Genomic DNA, 23,152 nt, shown 5'->3' with positions numbered 1-23,152 from the left:
ATGTCGGCTGGAGGTTGATCACGTCATCATCCCGGGCGCGCCCAGAGCCGAGCGCGGGATGCCCGCATCCGCGGAACGACGAAACGCGATTGTACAAAGCGTTGCAGCTTATGGGCTGAAGTGCCCTGCTTGCGCAAGCCAGGTCTCGAGAATGATCTCGGCCGCGAGTGCGTCGATCGCGGCGGCGTCCTTGCGTTTTGCCGAACCGCGCGCACGCCGCTCGGCGAACCGGCGCGCAGCCTCGCCCGAGGTGTAGCGTTCATCGACCAGATGCACGGTCAGCGCGTAGCGCCGGTGCAATGCCGTCGCGAATTCGCGCGCGGCGCGGCTCATCGGCTGTTCGGAGCCGTCGAGCGCGAGCGGGAGGCCGACCAGGCAATGTTCGGGTCGCCAATCGACGATGAGGCCGTCGAGGCGCTGCCAGTCGCCGTTCGCGAGCGTCGTCAACGCACGCGCGGTCGCGCCGACGCGATGGCCGACCGCGACGCCGATCAGGCGTGTGCCGTAGTCGAAGGCGAGAACACTGCCTGGATTGAACCCGGAAGCCGGCTTCTCAGGCGTGGCCGGCATAGCTGGCGAGCTGGATCATGTTGACGCCGACCAGTCCCGCCGCTGCCTCCCAGCGATCCTCGAGCGGCGTCTCGAACAGCACGCGGTCGGACACCGGCGCGGTCAGCCAGTGGTTGTCGCACAGCTCGTGTTCGAGCTGTCCGGGGCTCCAGCCGGAATAGCCGAGCGCGACGATCGCATGCTGCGGGCCGTTGCCCGCCGCCATCGCGACGAGGATGTCGCGCGAAGTCGTCACGCTGATGTGGTCGGAGATGCGGAACGAGGATTCCCAGTCGCCGCCCGGCGAATGCAGCACGAAACCGCGCTCGGGTTGTACCGGGCCACCGATCAGCACCGGTGCGTCGATCACCTCGGGAATCTCCGAACGCATGTTCATCTGCGCGAGCACGTCGCCGAGCCGGTATTCGGACAGACGGTTGATCATCAGGCCCATCGCGCCGTCCTCGCCGTGCTGGCACAGAAACGCCACGCCGCGCGCGAAGTTCGGATCGCGCAGTGCCGGCATCGCGATCAGCAACTGGTTGGTGAGCGGAGTCGATTCGGCCATGGCGGCATTGTACGTGAGCAGCGAGCGGGCAGCGGTAAAAAGCGTGTGAGCAGGTGAGTGGAACAAGCAGCCGGCACACGCCCCGGTGTTCACACGGCTGACACGGATTTCATTTCAACTCCGCTCACCGCTCACCGCTCACCGCTCACCGCTCACCGCTCACCGATTCCGCAGGATATCGCCCGGCAGGAACTGCCACGTCCGCGAGATATACAGTTCATCGACCTTTTCCTTGCTCTCCGGCAGCGCCGGAAACGGCTCGGCAAGGCGCACAATGCGGATCGCGGCATCGTCGAGCACCTTGTGGCCGCTGGACTGGATCACGTCGATGCTCTTGATCCGCCCGCTGCGCTCGAGGCCGACCGTGAGCACGAGCTGGCCGTGCAGCTGGCGGCGGCGCGCCTCGTCGGGATAGTTCAGGTTGCCGATGCGCTCGATGCGCGCGACCCAGGCGCGCATGTAGGCGGCGAACTCGTATTCGGCCGTGTTCGCAGAGATGTACTTGCGCTTCGGCCGCTTCGCGTACTGCTCGGCTTCGCGCTGGATCTCCTGGGCGAGTTTCGCCATCTCGAGCCGGCGCTGCTCGGTTTCACGCTCGTTCGCGCTTGGCGCGTCGGATTCCGGCGCCCGGCGGTCAGTGGTGACGCTGAAGTCGGATTTCTTCCGCGTCAGCACATCGGCCGGGCTCGGCGGGGTCGGCCGCGGCGCGCCATCCTCGAGCGGCACCGGCGCGACGCCCGCGTGCGGTTTCGGCAATGGGCTGGACACGGGCTGTGACGGGCGGTGCGCCTTGTCCGAGTCGCCGCCGCCGCTGTTGTTCGCCTGCGCGATGAAGTCGGCCTTGTCAGGCTTCTCGCTGTTCGCCGACTGCACGAGGATCACGTCGAGCGAGGGCAGCCGAGGAGCGGGCTTCTCGAACTCGAAGGTGAGCCCGAGTGCGAGCACCGCGTGCGCGACGAGCGAAAACAGCAGGGTGACGCCGAGCCGATCCAGGCTGCCGGAAGCGGGATCGACGATCATGCGCGCGCGGTCGCCTCGAGGCGATCGAACAGCTGCCCGGCGATGTTGAGGCCGAATGCGGCATCGAGTTCGCGCACGCAGGTCGGCGAGGTTACGTTGATCTCCGTGAGCCAGTCGCCGATCACGTCCAGGCCGACGAAGCGCATGCCGCGCCGGACCAGTTCCGGGCCGACCTGCGCGGCGATCCAGCGGTCGCGCTCGGACAGCGGCACGCCGACGCCCTTGCCGCCGGCGGCGAGGTTGCCGCGGAAGTCGTCGCCCTGCGGGATGCGCGCGAGCGCGTAGGGCACCGGCTCGCCGTCGATCATCAGGATGCGTTTGTCGCCGGCGCTGATCTCCGGGATGAACTTCTGCGCGATCGCGAACTGGTGGCCGTTGGCGGTGAGCGTCTCGAGGATCACATTGAGGTTCGGGTCGCGGTGGCGCGAACGGAAGATGCTGCGACCGCCCATGCCATCGAGTGGCTTCAGCACGACGTCGCCGTGCTCGGCGACGAAGCGCTTGATCTCGGCAGGGTCGCGCGCGATCGCGGTCGGCGGGCAGCACTGCGGGAAATGCAGCGAAAACAGTTTTTCATTGGCGTCGCGCAGCCCGCGCGGATCGTTGACCACGGTGACGCCGGCGCGCTGTGCGAGCTCGAGCACCATGGTGTCGTAGATGAATTGTGGGTCGACCGGGGGGTCCTTGCGCGCAAGCACGAAGTCGATGCCGGTGAATTCGCGCCAGGCGGCGTCACCGAGCGTGAACCAGTCATGCGGGTCGTCGCGCACCGCCAGCGGCGCCAGTCGCGCCCATGCGGTGCCGTCGCGCACCGCGAGGTCGCCCTGGTTCATGTAGAGCAACGCATAGCCGCGGCGCTGCGCTTCCAGCAGCATCGCCAGCGTGGTGTCCTTTTTCGGATGGATCGCGGCGATCGGATCCATCAGCACAGCGAGGGTACGGGGCATGTCGTCGTCCGGGGGGCGCGGGCAGAGAATAGTCGCGGCAGGCCGGCATGGCTGCGAACCATGCCACGGCGTCACCGTGTGCGTCAGATTGCGTCGTTCTTCGGGATTCCCAGGCGCGGTACAAGCGCGATGCGCGTCGCAACCGCGTGGTCGACCGTATATTACACTCGGCCCGCGGAAGGAGGCCCCATGCGGGTGCCTTCTTCCAAGCATTCGCGTACTTACGACAACAACTTGACAGCCTCGCTAGCTATGTTGGATAAGGCGGTTTCGGTCGTTCGGCATATCGGATCTACGCTGCCGGCGATCGTTCTGTTCGGCATGCCATTTGCATGTCATGGCGACATGCCCGCATTGGCGACGGTCCGCGGCGGGTGAGGTGTTGAGTGGCAGGGGGGTATAGGTGGACGACACGAAAGAAGGTGGCCTTCACGGCATCAAGGTGATGGTCATCGATGATTCGAAGACTATTCGCCGCACCGCTGAAACCTTGCTGCGCAAGGAAGGCTGCGAAGTCGTCACCGCGACGGACGGGTTCGAGGCGCTTTCCAAGATCTCCGACCAGCAGCCACAGATCATCTTCGTGGACATCATGATGCCGCGTCTGGATGGCTATCAGACCTGTGCGTTGATCAAGAACAACCAGATGTTCAAGAACACGCCGGTGGTCATGCTGTCGTCGAAGGACGGCCTGTTCGACAAGGCGCGCGGGCGCATCGTAGGCTCCGAGCAGTATCTGACCAAGCCCTTCACACGCGAGGAGCTGCTCGGCGCGATCCGCCGTCACGTGGACGGAAAGTGAAACAGAAGTTTGCCATTCGCTCGACGGGGGGAAAGATGGCAGCCAACCGCAGCATCGGAGCCTTGTCGCGCGATTTCCCACCAGCGCGGCGGCATTCTTTCCACGGCGCTGCCGCGCGCATGCGCCGCGCCCCCGCGCGCCCCGCAGCCTGATCGACATGGCCAGCACGATCGACTATTCCGCCACTCCGTTCGAGGCGCTCGCCGAATACGAGCGCCGCAGCCTCGCGCACGCAGCCGGCGCACCCGAGCAGATCGAGGCGCCGGGTTTGTGGCGCGGCATCGGTTTCCGCATCGGCGACCGCTACTTCGTCGGCAGCATCGCCGAAGTCAACGAAATCCTGACCCTGCCTACCCTGACCGTCGTGCCGGGTGCGAAGAACTGGCTGCTCGGCATCGCGAACGTGCGCGGCAACCTCGTGCCGGTGATCGACCTGCGCGATTTCGTCGGCGGCGGACGCAGCGTGACCACCGAGACCACGCGCGTGCTGATCGTGCGTCAGCACGGCGGCAGCGCCGGCCTGCTGGTCGACGAAGTGCTCGGCCAGCGCAGCTTTTCCGAGGAGCAGCTTGCGGCCACGGTCGGCGAAGCCGACGAGAAATACGGCCGCTTCGTCGGCGAGAACGTTCAATTGGGTGACGTCCTGTGGGGCCTGTTCAGTGTGGCCGCATTGGCGCGCAGCACGGAATTCCAGCAGGCCGCGGCATGAAATCGGCTGTATCGGTCTTCCTCGGCATGTGGTGGAAACAGGCAACAGGGGGTGAAGTGTGAGTACAACGGTAGGTGCATTGGGACGCGAGCGCAGCGGCAGCGCGAACACGGTGCTGTTCGTTCTGCTCGGATTCCTGTTCGTCTTCGCGATCGTCGATTTCGTCTTCCTCTATTTCAAGAGCGAGCAGGACCGCCAGGCGGTCAGCTACACCACCAAGATCCAGGTGCTTTCGCAGCAGCTCGCGAAGTACGCCTCGGAAGCGGCGAGCGGCAACGACCTTGCGTTCCAGGAACTGGAAAGCACACGCAGCAACATCGACGCCTATGTGCGCGCGCTCAATGACGGCGACAAGACCGGCATGAAGTCGTACAAGGGGGAGGTCAAGACCGAACTTGACGCGCTGAGCGCGGCCTGGGCGCAACTGCAGGGCAACGCGACGAAGATCCTGACCAACAAGGACCTCGTCCTCAACGCCAACGCCAGCGCCAAGGACTTCACCGACAAGCTCTCCGCGCTCAACTCGCGCATGAGCGAGGTGGTCAACATCCTGACCGACAAGAACGCGAGCGCCTCGCAGGTCTACATCGCTTCGCGCCAGATGCAGCTCGCCGACCGCATGGGCGGCCGCGTCAACAGGATCCTCGCCGGCGGCACCGACACGCAGGCCTCGGCGGCCGGCCTCGAACGCGACTCGCGCCTCTATCAAACCGTGGTCACCGGCCTGCTGAGTGGCGCCGCTGAACTCAACATCCGCCCGCTCGACAACGCGAATGCGAAACAGATCGTCGGCGACGTCGCCACGCAGTGGGCCGCGGTCGGTGAGCCGGTCAAGAACATCCTCGACGCGGCGACCAACCTGCAGGCGGTCAAGGACGCGGCCGATGCGAGCTTCACCGACAGCCAGGGCGTGCTGCTGCGCGCGGTCAATGTCGCCCAGCGTGTCGACGAACTGCCGCGCAAGCGCCTGTTCCCGAACCCGATCTGGGGCGCGATCGCCGCCGCCGGCGCGCTGCTGCTGCTGCTGTTCCTCGGCATCAACCTGATCCGCGACCAGCAAAAGCGCTACCAGCAGACCGCCGAACTCAACCAGCGCAATCAGGACGCGATTCTGCGCCTGCTCGACGAGATGGGATCGCTCGCCGAAGGCGACCTGACCGTGAAGGCGACCGTGACCGAGGACATCACCGGCGCGATCGCGGACTCCGTGAACTTCGCGGTCGAGGCGCTGCGCAGCCTGGTCACCACGATCAACGAGACCGCGGTGCAGGTGTCCGCCGCCGCGCAGGAAACCCAGGCGACCGCGATGCATCTGGCCGACGCTGCGCAGCATCAGGCGCGCCAGATCACCTCGGCGTCGGTCGCGATCAACGACATGGCCTCGTCGATCGACAACGTGTCGAAGAATTCGACCGAAAGCGCGGAGGTCGCGCAGCGTTCGGTGCAGATCGCCGCGAACGGCGCGCAGGTCGTGCGCCAGACGATCCAGGGCATGGACTCGATCCGCGACCAGATCCAGGAAACCTCCAAGCGCATCAAGCGTCTCGGCGAGTCCTCGCAGGAGATCGGCTCGATCGTCGAACTGATCAACGACATCGCCGAGCAGACCAACATCCTCGCGCTGAACGCGGCGATCCAGGCCGCATCGGCCGGCGAAGCGGGCCGCGGCTTCGCGGTCGTCGCCGACGAAGTGCAGCGCCTCGCGGAGCGCGCCTCCGGTGCGACCAAGCGAATCGAGACGCTGGTGCAGACGATTCAGTCCGATACCAACGAGGCGGTCAGCTCGATGGAGCAGACGACCTCAGAAGTGGTGTCCGGCGCGCGCCTGGCCGAGGACGCGGGTCACGCGCTCGGCGAGATCGAAACGGTGTCGAACAATCTCGCGTCGCTGATTCAGGGCATTTCCACTTCCGCACGCCAGCAGTCCACCGCGGCGACCAACATCTCGGCGACGATGAACGTGATCCAGGAGATCACCTCGCAGACTTCGGTCGGTGCGAGCCAGACCGCCGAATCGATCGGCAACCTCGCCCAGCTCGCGTCCGATCTGCGCCGCTCGGTCGCCGACTTCAAGCTGCCTGGATGAGTCGACGCGCGATGAAGCGGTACCCGCCAACCATGAACCCGTCCATCGCAGTGGTGCTGCGCGCGCTGCTGCGCGGATCACGCCGGCTGTCGAAGCCGAGGGTAGTCGCATGAAGTTGCACGACAGTGGCGATTTCACCGCCCTCAGCTGGGTCAAGCCCGCGCTCGATGCGACGCTCGCGCAGGCGCGCGAATCGCTGGAAGCCTATGTCGACGAACCCGGCAACCTGGAGCCGATGCGCACCTGCGTTGCACACCTGCACCAGGTGCAGGGCACGTTGCGCATGGTCGAGCTTTACGGCGCGGCGATGGTCGTGGAGAACATGGAGCGGCTCGCCGAGGGCGTGGTCGCCGGTACGGTCAAGCAGCGCGAGGAAAGTTATTCGGTCCTGATGCGTGGCATGGTGCAGCTGCCGGATTACCTGGAGCGGCTGCAGAGCGGGCACAAGGACATCCCGATCGTCCTGCTGCCGCTGCTCAACGACCTGCGCGCGTGCCGCGGCGAAAACCTGATGACCGAGTCGGCGTTGTTCTCGCCGGATCTCGGCGTGGTGCTGCCGGCGGCCGCCGATGGGGCACCGGAGCAGCTCGCGACGGGCGACCTGCGTGCGCAGGCGTTGCGCCTGCGTCTGGGCTTCCAGGCCGCGCTGCTGAAGTGGTTCCGCGACGAGCACGCCGCCGAGCACCCGCGCCGCCTGATCGACGTGCTGGATCGTCTGCGCGCGGTCTCGTACGGCGCCGATGCACGTCGTCTGTGGTGGATCGCGGCTGGCGTGATCGATGCGGCCGCGAACGGCGGTCTCGAGGCCAGCGTCGCGGTGAAGCTGCTGTTCGGGCGCGTCGATCGCGAGATCCACCGCTTCGCCACGACCGGCGAAGCCGCGTTCGCCGCGGCGCCGCCGCGCGAGCTGACCAAGAACCTTCTCTACTACGTCGCGCACTCCACCGGCAACAGCGCGCGTGGCAGTGCGATCCGCAGCGCCTACCGGCTCGACACGCTGCTGCCGACGGCCGGCGAACTGCAGCATGCACAAGGCTCGATGACCGGGCGCAACCGCAACCTGCTCGGCACCGTGTCGACCGCGATCAAGGACGACCTGCTGCGCGTCAAGGAGGCGCTCGACATCTTCCTGCGCAGCGGCAATCCCGATGCAAGCGAGCTGGCAGGCCAGGTTGAAGTGCTCGACCGCGTCGGCGACACGCTCGGCATGCTGGGTCTCGGCGTGCCAAGGCGCGTGGTCGGCGAGCAGCGCGGCTTCATCGAGGAGATGGCCGACCGGCGCCGCCCGATCGACGAAGGCACGTTGCTCGATGTCGCCGGCGCCCTGCTCTACGTCGAAGCCTCGCTCGATGACCATATCGAGCGCCTTGGCGCGACCGGCGAAGGCGAAATGACCACGGGTGAACTGGAGCTGCCGCAGGCCGAGGTGCGCAAGATCCTCGACGCGCTGATGCGCGAGGCCGCGGTCAACATCCAGCAGGCCAAGCAGGACATCATCGCGTTCATCGAGTCGCCGTGGGACCACGAGCGCGTTACCCAGATCCCGCGCCTGCTTGAGGAAATCGTGGGCGCTCTGCGCATGCTCGGCCTGAACGATGCCGCGGAGCTGATGACCGCGATCGTGCGGTTCGTCGAAGTCGAGCTGACCGCGCACCGGCGTGTACCGACCGCCGAGCAGATGGACCAGCTCGCCGACGCGCTCGCCGCGATCGAGTACTACCTTGAAGCCACGCGTGAGCAGCGCCGCAACCGCGAGAAGATTCTCGACGTCGCGCGCGAGAGCCTCGCAGCGCTCGGCTACTGGCCGTTGCCGCCGATGCCGGAATTCTCGGCGGCCCACGCGGGCAACGCGACGCCTGCGGCCACGGGAGCGGCGTCACCGGCGGCTTCCGCGTTCGACCTTCACGCGGTGGCCGATCTCGCTTATGGCGGCGCGCAGGCTGACCATGACGCCGCGTCCACGCTGCACCCGACGATCGACCTGCTGCCCGGCCACGACCTGCACGACCTCGTGATCGGCGATGCGCGCATGCCCGAACTGGCAGGTCATGACCTTGCCGGTCTGCGCCTGGCCGAGACGGGCGCAACCGCCGAATCCGACTGGGTCGAGGTCGAGGAAGAGATCGAGGAGGAAGTACCCGCCGACCTGCATGCCGTGGCTGGTTTCCAGCACGCGGCCGGCGAGGAGATCGACGACGACATCCGCGATGTCTTCCTCGAGGAGGTCGAGGACGAGATCGCGAACCTGCGCCGCCAGGTTCCGGTCTGGAAACGCGATGTCGAGAACCTCGACGAGCTCAAGCCAATCCGCCGCTCGTTCCACACGTTGAAGGGCTCCGGACGGCTCGTCGGCGCGCTCGCGCTCGGCGAATTCAGCTGGAAGGTCGAGAGCCTGCTGAACCGCGTGCTCGACCGCAGCATCCCGCCGGGCAATGCGGTCGTCGCGCTGGTCGATCATGCGGTCGATGCGGTTCCGGCATTGCTCGGCGCGTTGCGCGGCGAACACGTCGGCAGCGACAACGTCGCCAGCATCATGGACACCGCGGACCGTCTTGCTGCAGGCGAGGAAGCATGGGTGGCCGCGCGCAGCTCGGCCACGCGCACCGTGCGCCGTACCGTGCGCCGTCGCGTACCGGCGGCACAGCGCGAACTGCCCGCGCTGCGCGGTGATATCCACAGCACCGGCAACCTGGTCGGCGATGATCATTTCGGTGCGTCGCCGCCGGAGCTGATTGCCGGCCCGTTGCCGAATATCGACCCGGTCCTGTTCGACATCCTGCAGAGCGAGGTCGCCGCGCATCTCGGCGTGGTCGACGACTATCTGACGCGCTGCGAGCCAGAGCCCGCGCTGGCGAGTGAAGGCCTGCTGCGTGCGGTGCACACGCTGAACGGTGCGATCGCGATGGTCGACATCCCGGCCATCGGCAATGCGCTTGCGCCTCTGGAAAGCTATATCAAGCGCCTGCGTGGCGCCGCGGTAGCGCCGGGCAAGGAGGGCGTGGACGCACTGCGCGAGACGGTCGCACTGACCCAGGACGTGATGCAGCGCCTCGAGGCGCACCGCCGCGATTTGCCGGATTCCTCAGCGCTCGTCGCGCGCATCGCTGCGCTGCGCGATGCGCTGCCGGAGCCCGAAGCGTCATTGCCGCTGTATGACGGAACTGTGGTGGTCGCCGAACCAACCATGGATCCGGTCAAGGACACGGCCGCGGAACACGAAGCAGAATTCGCCGTGGCACAAGACGACGACGCGCCGGCGACGGAGTCGCTGGCGCCGGCCACCGGCTTGACCCCGTCGGATACCGATTTCGCAGGCGCCTGGCTGGACGACGCCATCGCCGCGCACGGAATCGATCAGGATGCGCCCCGCGAAACGGCGATTCCCGTCGAGCTGGTCACTTCGCTGATCGGCTTCGATGCACACGCGACGGGCGCGGCGCATCTCGACGACATACCGGCGGTCGCGCAGGACAGCGCGTTCGAGGCGATCTTCGGTGGCTTGCCATCGATGGCCGAACCACCTGCATTCGATGCGACCGTGCGCGATGCGCTCGACCATGTCGAAGCGGCGCACGCGCACGAACCGGCCCCGACCGAACTGGCTGGCGAAATCGCCGAAATCGAGGTGCCCGCCGAAGCCTCGTCGCATTTGTCTGTGGCACCCGGTGAAGCCCATGCCGGGCACGTCGAGCCTGCCCGGGACTCGATCGAACACGAAGCGTCCACGCTGGTCGTAGCATCCGCGCACGATGCGGTGCCCGCGGAAATCGAGCTGGCGCCGGACTTCGGCGCCGAGATGGAGACGCCGGTCGAAGCCTCGGATGAGGCCCACGTCGAACCACCGGCCGCACACACGCCGCGCGCGGCTGCGCTGCTCAGCGGCAGGGAGGCGCCTCCGATCGCGGACGATCCGCAACCCGATGGTCCGTTCGAGGCCATCGATATCGATGACGACCTGCTCGACATCTTCGCGCAGGAAGGCGCCGACATCCTCGACCATGCCGATTCGCTGGTCGCGAACCTGCGCGAGGCTCCACACGAGCGCGCGGCCATCGTCGGCCTGCAGCGCGACCTGCACACGCTCAAGGGCGGTGCGCGCATGGCCAATCTCGCGCCGATCGGCGACCTGAGCCATGCGATGGAATCGCTGGTCGATGCGGTCAGCGACGGCCGCCTCGCGGTCGACCGCGTCGCGGTCGAGTCGCTCGAACGCGGGTTCGATCGCCTGCACGTGCTTGTGCAGCGCGTTGCGCACCGCCGTGCGATCGCGATGCCGGTGCATGCCATCGCACGTTTCGAAAGCCTGGTCGCGGGTGACGCCTTGGCCGAGGCGGCCGCACACGCGCAGCCGGCCGAAGTCGAAGTTGCCCCCGCGCCAGCCGCTCCGGCCGAAGCAGCCGCACCAGCGGCGGCCCCGGTGGTGCGCCCGGCGCCGCGCCACCTGACCGCGATGGATCAGGAGGAGCCTGCGCACGCGCCGCAGGAAATGATCCGCGTGCGTTCGGACCTGCTCGACTCGCTGGTCAACTACGCGGGCGAGGTGTCGATCTACCGCTCGCGCCTCGAGCAGCAGATCTCGACGTTCCGCTTCAACCTGGTCGAATTCGACCAGACCGTCGCGCGCCTGCGCGAACAGTTGCGCAAGCTCGAGATCGAGACCGAGGCGCAGATCATCGCGCGCTACCAGCGCGAACAGCACGAAGAGGGCGTGTTCGATCCGCTCGAACTCGATCGCTTCTCGCAGTTGCAGCAGCTGTCGCGCGCGCTTGGCGAGTCGGTGTCGGACCTGGTCTCGATCCAGGGCCTGCTCGATGACCAGACGCGTCAGTCCGAAACGCTGCTGCTGCAGCAGTCGCGGGTCAGCTCGGACCTGCAGGAAGGCCTCATGCGCACGCGCATGGTGCCGTTCGATTCGCTTGTGCCGAACCTGCGGCGTACGCTGCGCCAGGCGGCACAGGAAGTCGGCAAGCGCGCGCAGCTCAAGGTTGATGGCGCGCAAGGCGAAATGGACCGCAACCTGCTCGAGCGCATGAAGGCGCCGTTCGAGCACATGCTGCGCAACGCGCTCGCACACGGCATCGAGAAACCTGAAGACCGCGTCGCCGCCGGCAAGCCGGCCGAGGGCACGGTCAACATCGCGGTCAGCCGCGAGTCGACCGAAGTCGTGCTGCGCATCGCCGACGATGGCCGCGGCATGGACCGCGACGCGATCCGCCGCAAGGCGATCGATCGCGGCCTGCTCAAGCCAGAAGTCCAGCTGTCCGACCGCGATCTCTACGGCTTCGTGCTCGAAACCGGTTTCTCGACGGCCGAGCAGGTGACCCAGCTCGCCGGCCGCGGCGTCGGCATGGATGTCGTCCACAACGAGATCAAGCAGCTCGGCGGTTCGCTGGCGATCGATTCGACGCACGGCACCGGCACCCAGTTCACGATCCGCCTGCCGTTCACGCTGGCGGTGACCCAGGCCATCCTGGTCAAGCTCGGCGAGAGCAGCTACGCGATTCCGATGTCGTCGGTGCAGGGCGTCGCGCGTATCGCGCGCGATGACCTGGAGCGCCGCATCGCCGAAGGCAACCCGAAGCATGCCTACGCCGGCGAGGAATACACGATCTACGACCTCGCCCAGCTGCTCGGCGTGCAGCGCGCGCGGGCCGGCGACGAGACGCAGGTGCCTTTGCTCATGACGCGCACCGGTGACCAGCGCGCGGCGGTGCGTATCGACGGTGTGGTCGGTTCGCGCGAAGTCGTGGTCAAGTCGGTCGGTCCGCAGGTGAGCTCGGTGCCGGGCATCTTCGGCGCGACGATCATGGGCGACGGCTCGGTCGTGATCATTCTCGATCTCGCCCCGTTGGTGCGCCGCCTCGCCGCGCTGCGTGCGCGCATCGATGCCGGTGCCGAGGAGTCGCCCGCCTACATGGCGGCGGCGCCCGCGCACGTGCCGGAAACGCGCCAGAAACCGCTGGTCATGGTGGTCGACGATTCGATCACGATGCGCAAGGTCACCACGCGCGTGCTCGAGCGCGCGGACTTCGAGGTGATGACCGCGAAGGACGGTCTCGATGCGGTCGAGAAGCTGCAGGACAACGTGCCGGACCTGATGCTGCTCGACATCGAGATGCCGCGCATGGACGGCTACGAACTGGCGACGTACATGCGCAACGATCCGCGCCTGCGCCAGGTGCCGATCATCATGGTCACCTCGCGCACCGGCGAGAAACATCGCCAGCGCGCGCTCGAGATCGGTGTCGAACGCTATCTCGGCAAGCCGTACCAGGAAGACGATCTGCTGCGGCATGTCCAGGAAACGCTGAGGCGCGATCGTGGCTGACGAAAAGCCAGGCGTCGCCGTCGCGTTGCTCTCCGGCACGCAGGAACTCGGCGGGCAACTCCGCGAGACGCTGGCCGCGCTCGGCGCGCCGATCGTGTACGAGGCGCCGGCGCATGCATTCGATCGCGCCGCGCTGGAGCGTTCGCAAGCGAACGTGGTCTTGGTCAACCTCGACGCGCAGAACGACCCGGATCTCGATGAGGTCTACAACCTGCTCGACGATGCGCGCTATCGCGTCGTGTTCAACGATGGCGACGTGTCCGGTGGGCTCTCGGGTTGGGATCATGCGCGCTGGATACGCCACCTCGCGGCGAAGATCCTGGGAGACAAGGATATCGATCCGCCGCGCCCCGAAGGTGCCGAAGCGGTTCCGCCTCCGGCGCGCGTCGTTGCGGTGGACGAACCCGTCGTGCCTCACGAGCCGGAGCCTTATGTCGGTGTCGAATCCGTCGTGGCGCGCACGCCTGCGGATCATGCAATGGCCGGGGACGTGGCAGCGCACGTGACAGCGGGGGATTCCGGAGCATCCGTAGCGGTCATCGAAGCCGCGCACGCCACCGTCGAGGATCCGTTCGATTTCGACGCGCTGATCGAAATACCGGACGTTGTGCCGCCGCCGCTCGCCGATCTCGGCGGGATGCATGCGCCGGCCGATCACACGATCACGATGGTCTCCGATGTCATGGCGATCGATGCCGTGCATACCGCCGGGTTCGATGATTTCCTCGTCGGCCCGGATGCGGCCGATGCAGTCGACGTCGACGCGCTGGAGCGCGCGCTCGGATCCGATGCGTTCTCGCACGGAGAAGGCGATGCGTCGACGCTCGATTTCGAGTCCGTCGCGATGCCCGTGAAGGCTCCGGCGTTCGAAGTGCCCGACGAATCCGCGCTTGATTTCGACTTCGATCTCGATCATCTGGGCGCGGATGCCGCGCCCGCTGCGACGGCCGCAGCCACGGAAGAGCTGGTGCCTGCCAGCATCGTGGCGCCCTCCGAATGGACGCTCGAGGACATACTGGACGATGCCGTGCCGCCGCTGGTTCCCGCCGGTCCGGCCAAGCCCGCGGATTTCGGCATCGAGAAACTGCGCGCCGAGGAATTCCTCGCGCCGGTCGCCGATGCCGCATCCGCGCATCCGGTCGTCCCGGATTCGGCCCTTTCGGGCCTTTCGCTCGAACTGATCCCGCTCGAGGACGCGGTCGCGCCGACTTCGGTCGAGACAGTCGCGACCAGCCGCGAGACCTGGCTCGATCCGGATGCGGCGCCGATCAAGGTGCGCCGCATCTGGGTGCTCGGCGCCTCGATCGGCGGCCCGGAGGCCGTGCGCGAGTTTCTCGCGCGGTTGCCACGCGACTTTCCGGCGCTGTTCCTGCTGGCGCAGCATCTGGGCAGCGAGTTCGTCGACATGATGACCCGGCAACTCACCCAGGCGACCGCGCTGACTGTGCGCACGCCGACGCATGGCGAGCGCGTCGGCCACGGCGAGATCGTCGTCGTGCCGAATGCGCAGCGCCTGCGCGTGGACGCGCAGGGCGTCGTCGTGCTGGAGAACGTCAGCGATGAGACCGCGTACCAGCCGTCGATCGATCGTGTGCTGCGCGACGTCGCGGACCGCTTCGGTTCGAGCGCCGGCGCGATCGTGTTCTCGGGCATGGGCGACGATGCGGTGGAAGGGTGCCGTTACCTCGCCGCGAAGGGCGGTCTGGTCTATGCGCAACAGCCGGACACCTGCGTGGTCAGCACCATGGTCGATGCCGTCTGTGACACCGGCGTGGTGAGCTTCCTAGGGTCGCCGCAGGAACTGGCGGAAAAATTGCTGGCCAAGCCAGCGTGAACCGGAATCCGGGCCCCGCATGCCGCGGTGCCGGAATCGATTGAGACAATCGCGGTGGCGTCGAGGCGCGACCGCAGAAGAGGGAAGCAGCGATGGCCGAACTACCGCGCGAAATTCGAGGCGTCATGGTCCCCGTGACCGACGGTCGCCTGCTGCTGCCGAATGCGACCGTCGCCGAGGTCATCAGCTACACGAAGCCCGAAGCGATTCCGAATGCGCCGACATGGCTGCTCGGACGGCTCGCATGGCGTGGCTGGCGCCTGCCGCTGTTCTCGTTCCCGATGCTGGTTGGCCAGCTCGAGGACGAAAGTCGCACGAACGCACGCGTCGCGGTGTTGAAGGCACTCGGAGGCAATGCCGGCATGCCGTTCCTCGCGCTGCTCGCGCAGGGTTTTCCGCGCCTGACGACGATCACCCAGGAACTGCTGATCCCGTCTGCGGATGAGCATCAGCACGCGGCCGGCGTGCGCGCCGAGGTGCTGGTCCGCGACGACCGCGCGATCATTCCCGACCTTGACGTCATCGAAGGCTTGGTCGCGAAAGCGCTCGCAGCGTGAATGGGTCGCGGTCGCGACGCCAGATCATGTTGGTGGCAGCGATCCCGTCACGAGCAGGTTGTTTGGGACCGCCGACTGCTGCTGGCCTGGCGTGCTAAGCGCTGGGCAGTCGCTCCACTGAACTGGTGGCCGCAAGGTCGTGCCAGCCACGCCGTTCGCGATCGACCAGGCACCACAGGAAGCCGAGGCCGAGTGTCAACAGCGAGATGAGCGCAACCGCGAAGCGCAGGAATGAGCGCGGCCATGGCAGCGCCCCACCGTCGGCCGCCACGACGCGCAACCGCCACGCGCGCATGCCGATGGTCTGGCCGCCGCGCGACCACGAAATCACGAAATACGCGGCGGTCACGCCAAGCAGCGCGCCACGTAGCGCGAGGTGATAGGCGAGCGGCGGATGGGCGACGTCGATGTTGCCGTGCACCGCAAGCAGGAACAGTCCCGCGGTCAGCATCCACAGTGCGATCAGCGGGAACAGGTCGTAGACGGCGGCGGCGAGGCGCAACCAGAGCGGGGCAGGGGTCAATGGCGACATCGTTGCAAAGAATCCGGTGACGGCGGTTAGCGTCACGGTTTAGGCTCGCTCATGCAAGCGCGCCGGCAGCGAGTCGAATCCACGCCATGACGAGTCCTGTTGCATCGAAGCCATCGCGGGCACGCGGTCGCCCGCGTCGGGTTGCGGGGGCGATCGAGGGCGAAGGCGGCGCTATCGCGCCTGCGGACGCTGCGCTGATCGCGTTCTTCCTCGAACGCGCATGGTCCGAGCTCGGCCTGGCCGACAACACGTTGGCGAGCTATCGGCGCGATCTGGAAGGCTTCTCGCGCTGGCTCGCCGCGCGCGGCGATTCGCTGGCGACTTGCGGCCGCGCGTCGCTGCAGGACTATCTCGGTGAGCGGAGCGCGAGCGGCGGCGCCACCGGCAAGGGCTACAAGGCGCGCTCGAACGCACGGCTGCTGTCGAGCTTGCGGCACTTCTATCGCCTGCTCGTGCGCGAAAGCCGCCTCGATGCCGATCCGACCCTGCTGTTGGATGCGCCGAAGCTGCCGCGCAGCCTGCCCAAGGCGCTGTCCGAGAACGAGATCGAGGGCTTGCTTCGCGCGCCGCCGGACACGCCGTTCGGGCTGCGCGATCGTGCGATGCTGGAGCTCATGTACGCGACCGGCCTGCGTGTCAGCGAGCTGGTCGGGATCACTGCGGCACAGGTGAACCTGCGCCAGGGCGTGTTGCGCGTGGTCGGCAAGGGGGGCAAGGAGCGTCTGGTGCCGCTCGGCGACGAAGCCGCGCACTGGCTCACGCACTACGTCGGCGAAGCACGCCCGGCGCTGCTCAAGGGCGGTCGCAGCGATGCGCTGTTCGTCAGCAACCGGCGTGCCGCGATGACCCGGCAGATGTTCTGGACCCTGGTCCGCAAGCACGCGCTCACGGCCGGGATCGCGGCGAAGCGCATCTCGCCGCACGTGCTGCGCCATTCGTTCGCGACGCATCTGCTCAACCACGGCGCGGACCTGCGTGCACTGCAGCTGATGCTCGGCCACAGTTCACTCTCGACCACGCAGATCTACACCCTGGTCGCGAAGGAAGGCCTAAAGCGCCTGCACGAGCAACATCACCCGAGGGGGTGAGTCAGCGCGGTCAGCCGATGCCATCGGGCATCGGCTGCGCTGACGAATGCCCGAGGCAGGATGCCGAGGGCCGGGTTGCTTAGCGAGCGCAGGAAGCGCGAGCTTAGCAACGGCTGCGAGCGCAGCGAGCACGCGCGGTCAGTCGATGCCATCGGGCATCGGCTGCGCTGACGAACGCCCGAGGCAGGACGCCGAGGGCCGGGTTGCTTGGCGAGCGCAGGAAGCGCGAGCTTAGCAACGGCTGCGAACGCAGCGAGCACGGCGCTGGCGCGGCAGTGCGCCTCTCCCGCGACCGGCTTCACTTTCGCCCAACCCCTCTGCGTGCAACAATCAAAGGTCCATTCAGGGAACAAAGATCGCTCTCCTGCGGTCCACGACCCGATTCGCGCGGTTTGCGCCGGTGCAAGATGCGCCGCCGGTGACCGGTCTCCGACCCTGATATTCCTCCGTATGAGGTTCCGATGCGCCTTCCCTTGTTTGCTTTCGGCCTGCTGCTGGCCACCCAGGTCTTTGCGGCCACGCCCGAGGAAACCGTCGCCAAGGCGATGGCGACGCTCGCGCCGAACGTCAAGGTCGATGCGGTTCAGGAGTCGGTGATTCCCGGGTTCTACGAGGCGATCGCGGGTGGCCAGTTCATCTACGTCAGCAAGGACGGCCGCTACGTCATCGACGGCAGCGCCTACGATGTCGCCAACAAGCACGACCTGACCGCCGGTTCGCGCGCGAAGGCACGCAAGATCGCGCTCGAAAAGGTCGGCCCGGAGAAGCGCATCGTGTTCGCGCCGCAGGCGCCGGTCGCCTCCAAGCATACGGTGACGGTGTTCACCGACGTCGACTGCCCGTTCTGCCGCCGTTTCCATGAGCAGATCGCGCAGTACAACGCGAAGGGCATCACGGTCGATTACCTGTTCTACCCGCTGTCGATCCACCCCGGCGCGGACAAGAAGGCCGAGGCGGTGTGGTGTTCTAAGGACCGCGCAAACGCGTTCACCGCGGCGATGTCCGGCGCCGATCCCGGCAGCGCGACCTGTCCGAACCCGGTGCCGGAGCTGACCAAGCTCGCGCAATCGCTCGGCATCAACGGCACGCCGACGATTCTCGCGCCCGACGGTACGCAGATCCCGCCGCAGATCGCGACGTCGCCGGACCAGCTCGCCGCCGAGCTCGACCGCCTGGCCGCCGCGAGCGCGGCAAAGAATTGAGGACGTTTGAGATGCCCTATCGTCAATATGTCACCCGCCCGTCTGGCATGGCTCTGGGCGCCGGTTTCGGCAAGGCCGTGAACGTCAGGGCCGCACTGGCCTTCGCGCTCGTGTCCGGACTCGCGCTCTCCACCGCGCAGGCCGCCGAGCCGGCAGCCGACGCGGCTGCGCGCAAGGCGCTGCAGGAGCTCGTGCCGCAGGCGAAGATCGACAAGGTTGAGCAGGCGCCATTGCCGGGGTATCGGCAGGTCATCGTCGGCGGACAACTGGTCTATGTCAGCGATGACGGCAAATACCTGCTGCAGGGCTCGCTGTACGACACCCAGGCCAAGCGCGACCTGACCGCGGCGCGGCTCGCGGTCGCGAGCAAGGAAAAGGTCGATGCGGTGTCGCGCGACAAGCGCATCGTGTTTGCGCCCTCCGGCAAGTCGAAGTACGCAGTCACCGTGTTCACCGATCTCGACTGCGGTTATTGCCGCAAGCTGCACTCGCAGATCGCGGAGTACAACAAGCTCGGTATCGAGGTCGATTACCTGTTTTTCCCGCGCAGTGGCATCGGCACGCCCTCGTACGACAAGGCAGTTTCGGTGTGGTGTGCGAAGGACCGCAATGCGGCATTCACCGCGGCAAAGGCGGGCAAGGATCCGGCTCCGCTGAAGTGCGACAACCCGGTCGCCGAGCAGTTCACGCTCGGCACGCAGGTCGGCGTCGAAGGCACGCCGACGATCCTCGCGCCGGACGGCACCAAGCTCGGCGGTTACCTGCCGCCGGACCAGCTGCTGACCCGGTTGAAGACGCTGGGCGCGCCGAACTTCGCCGGCAACTGAGCCTGATTGTTCGGTAGCACCTGAATGACGCCCGGCAGCCGCCGGGCGTCGTCGTTTGCAGGGCGGTGTTCATCACGTCGCTGCCGTGCATCCGCTATCATAAAGGGCTGCCCTCTACAGCCCGCGCCATGATCGCCCTCGACGGCCTGCCCGCGCTTTCCCCATTCCGCATCGACCGCCTCAACACCGAACTCGCGCGCCAGTCGCCGGGTACACGGTTGCGTGAGGTGCGCCATGTATATTTCGTCGACGCTTCCGACCCGGCGAGCCTGGATCGATCGCGCCTGTGCGAGGTGATCCAGGCGCAGCCCGGCACCCCGCTCGCCGCGACCCTGTGGATCGTGCCACGGCTCGGCACGCGCTCGCCGTGGTCGAGCAAGGCGACCGACATCCTGGGCGACTGCGGCTTCCCCGTGCAGCGGATCGAGCGCGGGATCGCGTTCGAACTGGACGGCATGCCTGCGGCCGGCAGCGAGGCATGGTCGCGCGTGACACGTGCGCTGCACGATCCGATGACACAGTCGGTGATCGGCTCGCTCGACGAGGCTGCGCACCTGTTCGATGCAGGTGCACCGGCGCCGCTCGGGCGCGTGGCGCTTGGCGCCGATGCGCAGGCGGCGCTGGACGCGGCGAATGCGCGCCTCGGCCTCGCGCTGGCGCCGGACGAGATCGCGTATCTCGCCGATCGCTACCGTGAACTCGGCCGCGATCCCTCCGACGCCGAACTGATGATGTTCGCGCAGGCGAACTCCGAGCACTGCCGGCACAAGGTGTTCAACGCCTCGTTCACGGTTGACGGCGCCGCGCAGCCGAAATCGCTGTTCGCGATGATCAAGAACACGCACGAACAGTCACCGGCGCATACGTTGTCGGCGTATCACGACAATGCCGCGGTGATCGCCGGCAATCCCGCGCGGCGCTTCTTCGCCGATCCGGCCGACGGGGCGTTCCGTTCGTGCCCGGAGGACGTGCCGTACGCGATCAAGGTCGAGACGCACAACCATCCGACCGCGATCTCGCCGTATCCGGGCGCATCCACCGGTTCCGGTGGCGAGATCCGCGACGAGGGCGCGACCGGTCGCGGCGGCAAGCCGAAGGCCGGCTTGGTCGGTTTCACGGTGTCGGACCTGCGCATTCCCGGCCTGCCGCGCCCGTGGGAAATCGAGCGTCCGCTGCCGCCGCGCTTCGCCAGCGCGTTCGAGATCATGCGCGACGGCCCGCTCGGCGGCGCCGCGTTCAACAACGAGTTCGGCCGTCCCTGCCTCGGCGGCTACTTCCGCGCGTTCGAGCAGGAAGGGCCGACGCAGGACCTGCGCCGTGGCTACGACAAGCCGATCATGATCGCCGGTGGCCTCGCCAACCTGCGCGCGCCGCACGTGGAAAAGCGCAGTCTGCGCGACGGCGATGCGGTCATCGTGCTCGGCGGCCCGGCGATGCTGATCGGCCTCGGCGGTGGCGCGGCCTCGTCGATGGCCGCCGGCGCGAGTTCCGAGCAACTCGATTTCGCTTCGGTGCAGCGCGACAACCCGGAGATGGAGCGGCGCTGCCAGGAAGTCATCGATGCTTGCTGGGCGCGCGGTGAGACCAATCCGATCGTGTCGATCCACGACGTCGGCGCCGGTGGCCTGTCCAACGCGATCCCGGAAATCCTCAACGACTCCGGCGTCGGCGGTCGCATCGAGCTGCGCAAGATCCCGAGCGACGACCCGCAGCTGTCGCCGATGCAGATCTGGTGCAATGAATCGCAGGAGCGCTATGTGCTCGGCGTGCGTCCGGAAGACGTGCCGGAGTTCGAGGCGATCTGTGCACGTGAGCGCTGTCCGTTCGCTGTCGTCGGTCATGCAACGAGCGAACGTCGCCTGCTGCTCTCCGATTCCCGATTCCCGATTCCCGATTCCCGGCACTTCCCGATCGACCTGCCGCTCGACGTGTTGTTCGGCAAGCCGCCACGCATGCAGCGCGATGCACGCCGCCGCGAGGTGCGCATGGATCTCGTGCCCGACGTCGACGGCATCGCGCTCGACGACGCAGTCATGCGCGTGTTGCGCGTGCCGGCGGTCGGCAGCAAGTCGTTCCTGGTCACGATCGGCGACCGCACCGTCGGCGGCCTCTGCTCGCGCGATCCGATGGTCGGCCCGTGGCAGGTGCCCGTAGCCGATTGCGCGGTCACGCTCAGCGATTTCGACGGCTACGCCGGCGAGGCGATGGCGATGGGCGAGCGCACGCCGCTGGCGCTGCTCGATGCCGCCGCGAGCGCGCGCATGGCGGTCGGCGAGGCGCTGACCAATCTCGCCGCCGCGCCGGTCAAGCTCGACGAGGTGCGCCTGTCCGCGAACTGGATGGCCGCCGTCGGGCACGAAGGCGAGGACGCGGCGTTGTACGACGCGGTGCATGCGGTCGGCATGGAACTGTGTCCCGCACTTGGCATATCGATCCCGGTCGGCAAGGATTCGCTGTCGATGCAGACACGCTGGCAGGACGCCGACGGCGAGCAGCGTACGGTGTCGCCGGTGTCGCTGATCGTGACCGCGTTCGCGCGCTCGCTGGACGCGCGCCAGGCGCTGACGCCACAGCTCGTGCTCGACCAGGGCGACAGCGAAATCTGGCTGCTCGACCTCGGTGCGGGCAAGCAACGCCTCGGCGGCAGCGCGCTGCTGCAGGCGTTCAACCGCGACGGCGGTGCGCCGCCGGATCTGGACGATGCCGCGCTGTTCGCAAAATTCTTCTCGGCGATCCAGGACGCGAACGCAAAGAGCCTGCTGCTCGCGTATCACGACCGCAGTGATGGCGGCGCAATCGTCGCGCTGATCGAGATGGCGCTGGCCGGGCATTGCGGCTTGGATGTCGCGCTTGATGGCTGGGCCGGCAACACGCTGGCCGCGCTGTTCAACGAGGAACTCGGCGCGTTGCTGCAGGTGCGTACCTGCGACCGCGATGCGTTCAGCGCGATTCTTGCTGCGCATGGCATCAAGGGGGTCGCGCGGGTCGTTGCTCGGCCGTCCGCGCGCATGCGCGTCAAGCTGACCGCCGATGATGAGACGCTCGCGCGATGGACGTGGAGCGACTTGATGCGAGTGTGGTCGGAAACCAGCCACGCGATGCAGCGGCTGCGCGATAACCCGGCGAGCGCCGACGCCGAGAACGAATGGCGCAGCGACGACTGCGATCCGGGCATCACGCCGCGGCTTGGCTTCGATCCGCGCGAGGACGTCGCCGCGCCGTACATCGCGAAGGGCGCCCGACCGCGCATCGCGATCCTGCGCGAGCAGGGAGTCAACGGCCAGGTCGAGATGGCCGCGGCATTCACACGCGCGGGCTTTGACGCGTTCGACGTGCACATGAGTGATCTCGCGTCCGGCCGGCGCAAGCTCGCCGACTTCAGCGGCTTCGCGGCCTGCGGCGGCTTCAGCTACGGCGACGTACTCGGCGCAGGCCGCGGCTGGGCCGCATCGGTGCTCTACAACGCGCGCCTTCGTGATGAGTTCGCCGCGTTTTTCGACGACAGGTCGAAGTTCGCGCTCGGCGTCTGCAACGGCTGCCAGATGCTGGCGAACCTGAAGTCGATCATTCCGGGCGCCGCGCACTGGCCGCAGTTCGTGCGCAACGCGAGCGAGCAGTACGAGGCGCGCCTGGTCACGCTCGAGGTACTCGATACACCCTCGATCTTCTTCAGCGGCATGGCCGGTTCGAGGATTCCAGTCGCGGTCGCGCACGGCGAAGGCCGCACCGTGTTCGATGATCCCGCCGACGCCAGGCGCGCGCTGGCCAGCGCGCGCTTCGTCGACAACGCCGGCCGCGCAACGGAACACTTCCCGCTGAACTCGAACGGTTCCGCGAACGGCGATGCCGGCTTCACTGCGGCGGACGGGCGCGTGACGATCCTGATGCCACATCCGGAGCGCGTGTTCCGCAGCGTGCAGCTCTCCTGGCGCCCGCGTGAATGGGGCGAGGATTCGCCGTGGATGCGCATGTTCCGCAATGCGCGCGTGTGGGTGGGGTGAACCAGCACGATGCAAGCGTTCTTGTAGGAGCGGCTTCAGCCGCGATGCTCTTTTCGTCGCGACACCAGACCAAGAGCATCGCGGCTGAAGCCGCTCCTACAA

The 23,152-nt window shown here is 67.3% G+C and carries 15 protein-coding genes; 10 read left to right on the top strand and 5 right to left on the bottom strand.

Going from position 1 to position 23,152, the window contains the following annotated elements:
* Positions 1-108 precede the first annotated feature (108 nt).
* The 4 genes from ruvX to gshB all read right to left on the bottom strand — a co-directional run bounded on the left by ruvX (position 109) and on the right by gshB (position 3,084).
* On the bottom strand, positions 109-570 hold the full coding sequence (ruvX, locus tag ABD002_RS09495) for a Holliday junction resolvase RuvX (RefSeq protein WP_343790038.1): 462 nt from the start codon (positions 568-570) through the stop codon (positions 109-111).
* Positions 554-1,117: a YqgE/AlgH family protein gene (locus tag ABD002_RS09490; RefSeq protein ID WP_343790035.1), complete on the bottom strand. Its 564-nt coding sequence runs from the start codon at positions 1,115-1,117 to the stop codon at positions 554-556. Before ABD002_RS09490 ends, ruvX begins: the two co-directional genes overlap by 17 nt.
* 159 nt (positions 1,118-1,276) lie before the next feature.
* Positions 1,277-2,137 carry an energy transducer TonB gene (locus ABD002_RS09485; RefSeq protein ID WP_343790032.1) on the bottom strand — a complete coding sequence of 287 codons (861 nt, stop codon included), beginning with the start codon at positions 2,135-2,137 and terminating at the stop codon, positions 1,277-1,279.
* Positions 2,134-3,084: a glutathione synthase gene (gene gshB / locus ABD002_RS09480; RefSeq protein WP_343790029.1), complete on the bottom strand. Its 951-nt coding sequence runs from the start codon at positions 3,082-3,084 to the stop codon at positions 2,134-2,136. The genes ABD002_RS09485 and gshB overlap by 4 nt, the downstream gene beginning before the upstream one ends.
* 445 nt (positions 3,085-3,529) lie before the next feature.
* Between gshB and ABD002_RS09475 the strand changes: the two genes are divergently transcribed.
* The 6 genes from ABD002_RS09475 to ABD002_RS09450 all read left to right on the top strand — a co-directional run bounded on the left by ABD002_RS09475 (position 3,530) and on the right by ABD002_RS09450 (position 15,400).
* Positions 3,530-3,886 carry a response regulator gene (locus tag ABD002_RS09475; protein ID WP_343790205.1) on the top strand — a complete coding sequence of 119 codons (357 nt, stop codon included), beginning with the start codon at positions 3,530-3,532 and terminating at the stop codon, positions 3,884-3,886.
* A 157-nt stretch (positions 3,887-4,043) separates the two neighbouring features.
* On the top strand, positions 4,044-4,595 hold the full coding sequence (locus ABD002_RS09470; RefSeq protein WP_343790027.1) for a chemotaxis protein CheW: 552 nt from the start codon (positions 4,044-4,046) through the stop codon (positions 4,593-4,595).
* Between the two features lie 58 nt (positions 4,596-4,653).
* Positions 4,654-6,681 (top strand): methyl-accepting chemotaxis protein, encoded by a 2,028-nt coding sequence (locus ABD002_RS09465; RefSeq protein ID WP_379988871.1) that lies wholly within the window; start codon positions 4,654-4,656, stop codon positions 6,679-6,681.
* Between the two features lie 109 nt (positions 6,682-6,790).
* Entirely contained in the window at positions 6,791-13,009 is a 6,219-nt protein-coding gene (locus ABD002_RS09460; RefSeq protein WP_343790024.1) for a hybrid sensor histidine kinase/response regulator, read from the top strand.
* Positions 13,002-14,843: a chemotaxis protein CheB gene (locus ABD002_RS09455; RefSeq protein WP_343790021.1), complete on the top strand. Its 1,842-nt coding sequence runs from the start codon at positions 13,002-13,004 to the stop codon at positions 14,841-14,843. The genes ABD002_RS09460 and ABD002_RS09455 overlap by 8 nt, the downstream gene beginning before the upstream one ends.
* Before the next feature lie 125 nt (positions 14,844-14,968).
* On the top strand, positions 14,969-15,400 hold the full coding sequence (locus ABD002_RS09450; protein WP_343790017.1) for a chemotaxis protein CheW: 432 nt from the start codon (positions 14,969-14,971) through the stop codon (positions 15,398-15,400).
* A gap of 94 nt (positions 15,401-15,494) precedes the next feature.
* On the opposite strand, the gene ABD002_RS09445 is transcribed toward ABD002_RS09450, so the two are convergent.
* The gene (locus ABD002_RS09445; RefSeq protein ID WP_343790015.1) at positions 15,495-15,932 is read right to left on the bottom strand and encodes an RDD family protein; all 438 of its coding nucleotides are present in this window, start codon (positions 15,930-15,932) and stop codon (positions 15,495-15,497) included.
* A gap of 86 nt (positions 15,933-16,018) precedes the next feature.
* Between ABD002_RS09445 and xerD the strand changes: the two genes are divergently transcribed.
* The 4 genes from xerD to purL all read left to right on the top strand — a co-directional run bounded on the left by xerD (position 16,019) and on the right by purL (position 23,050).
* A complete protein-coding gene (xerD, locus tag ABD002_RS09440; protein WP_343790012.1) occupies positions 16,019-17,020 on the top strand; it encodes a site-specific tyrosine recombinase XerD in 1,002 nt (333 codons plus the stop codon).
* A gap of 461 nt (positions 17,021-17,481) precedes the next feature.
* Positions 17,482-18,222, top strand: coding sequence for a DsbC family protein (locus tag ABD002_RS09435; RefSeq protein ID WP_343790009.1), 741 nt, complete (start codon positions 17,482-17,484; stop codon positions 18,220-18,222).
* Positions 18,223-18,233: 11 nt separating this feature from the next.
* Entirely contained in the window at positions 18,234-19,049 is an 816-nt protein-coding gene (locus ABD002_RS09430; RefSeq protein ID WP_379988866.1) for a DsbC family protein, read from the top strand.
* 128 nt (positions 19,050-19,177) lie between these two features.
* Entirely contained in the window at positions 19,178-23,050 is a 3,873-nt protein-coding gene (gene purL, locus ABD002_RS09425; protein ID WP_343790007.1) for a phosphoribosylformylglycinamidine synthase, read from the top strand.
* Positions 23,051-23,152: the final 102 nt, after the last annotated feature.

This window comes from Dokdonella soli (genome assembly GCF_039523175.1).
Classification (GTDB): Bacteria; Pseudomonadota; Gammaproteobacteria; order Xanthomonadales; family Rhodanobacteraceae; genus Dokdonella_A; species Dokdonella_A soli.
The sequence above is the reverse complement of the archived record's forward strand: the minus strand, read 5'-3'. Positions and strand labels throughout refer to the sequence as shown.

Coding starts and splice junctions, on each gene's coding strand:
- ruvX (WP_343790038.1), bottom strand. CDS start 570: ATGCCGGCCACGCCTGAGAAGCCGGCTTCCGGGTTCAATCCAGGCAGT.
- ABD002_RS09490 (WP_343790035.1), bottom strand. CDS start 1,117: ATGGCCGAATCGACTCCGCTCACCAACCAGTTGCTGATCGCGATGCCG.
- ABD002_RS09485 (WP_343790032.1), bottom strand. CDS start 2,137: ATGATCGTCGATCCCGCTTCCGGCAGCCTGGATCGGCTCGGCGTCACC.
- gshB (WP_343790029.1), bottom strand. CDS start 3,084: ATGCCCCGTACCCTCGCTGTGCTGATGGATCCGATCGCCGCGATCCAT.
- ABD002_RS09475 (WP_343790205.1), top strand. CDS start 3,530: ATGGTCATCGATGATTCGAAGACTATTCGCCGCACCGCTGAAACCTTG.
- ABD002_RS09470 (WP_343790027.1), top strand. CDS start 4,044: ATGGCCAGCACGATCGACTATTCCGCCACTCCGTTCGAGGCGCTCGCC.
- ABD002_RS09460 (WP_343790024.1), top strand. CDS start 6,791: ATGAAGTTGCACGACAGTGGCGATTTCACCGCCCTCAGCTGGGTCAAG.
- ABD002_RS09450 (WP_343790017.1), top strand. CDS start 14,969: ATGGTCCCCGTGACCGACGGTCGCCTGCTGCTGCCGAATGCGACCGTC.
- ABD002_RS09445 (WP_343790015.1), bottom strand. CDS start 15,932: ATGTCGCCATTGACCCCTGCCCCGCTCTGGTTGCGCCTCGCCGCCGCC.
- xerD (WP_343790012.1), top strand. CDS start 16,019: ATGACGAGTCCTGTTGCATCGAAGCCATCGCGGGCACGCGGTCGCCCG.
- ABD002_RS09435 (WP_343790009.1), top strand. CDS start 17,482: ATGCGCCTTCCCTTGTTTGCTTTCGGCCTGCTGCTGGCCACCCAGGTC.
- ABD002_RS09430 (WP_379988866.1), top strand. CDS start 18,234: ATGCCCTATCGTCAATATGTCACCCGCCCGTCTGGCATGGCTCTGGGC.
- purL (WP_343790007.1), top strand. CDS start 19,178: ATGATCGCCCTCGACGGCCTGCCCGCGCTTTCCCCATTCCGCATCGAC.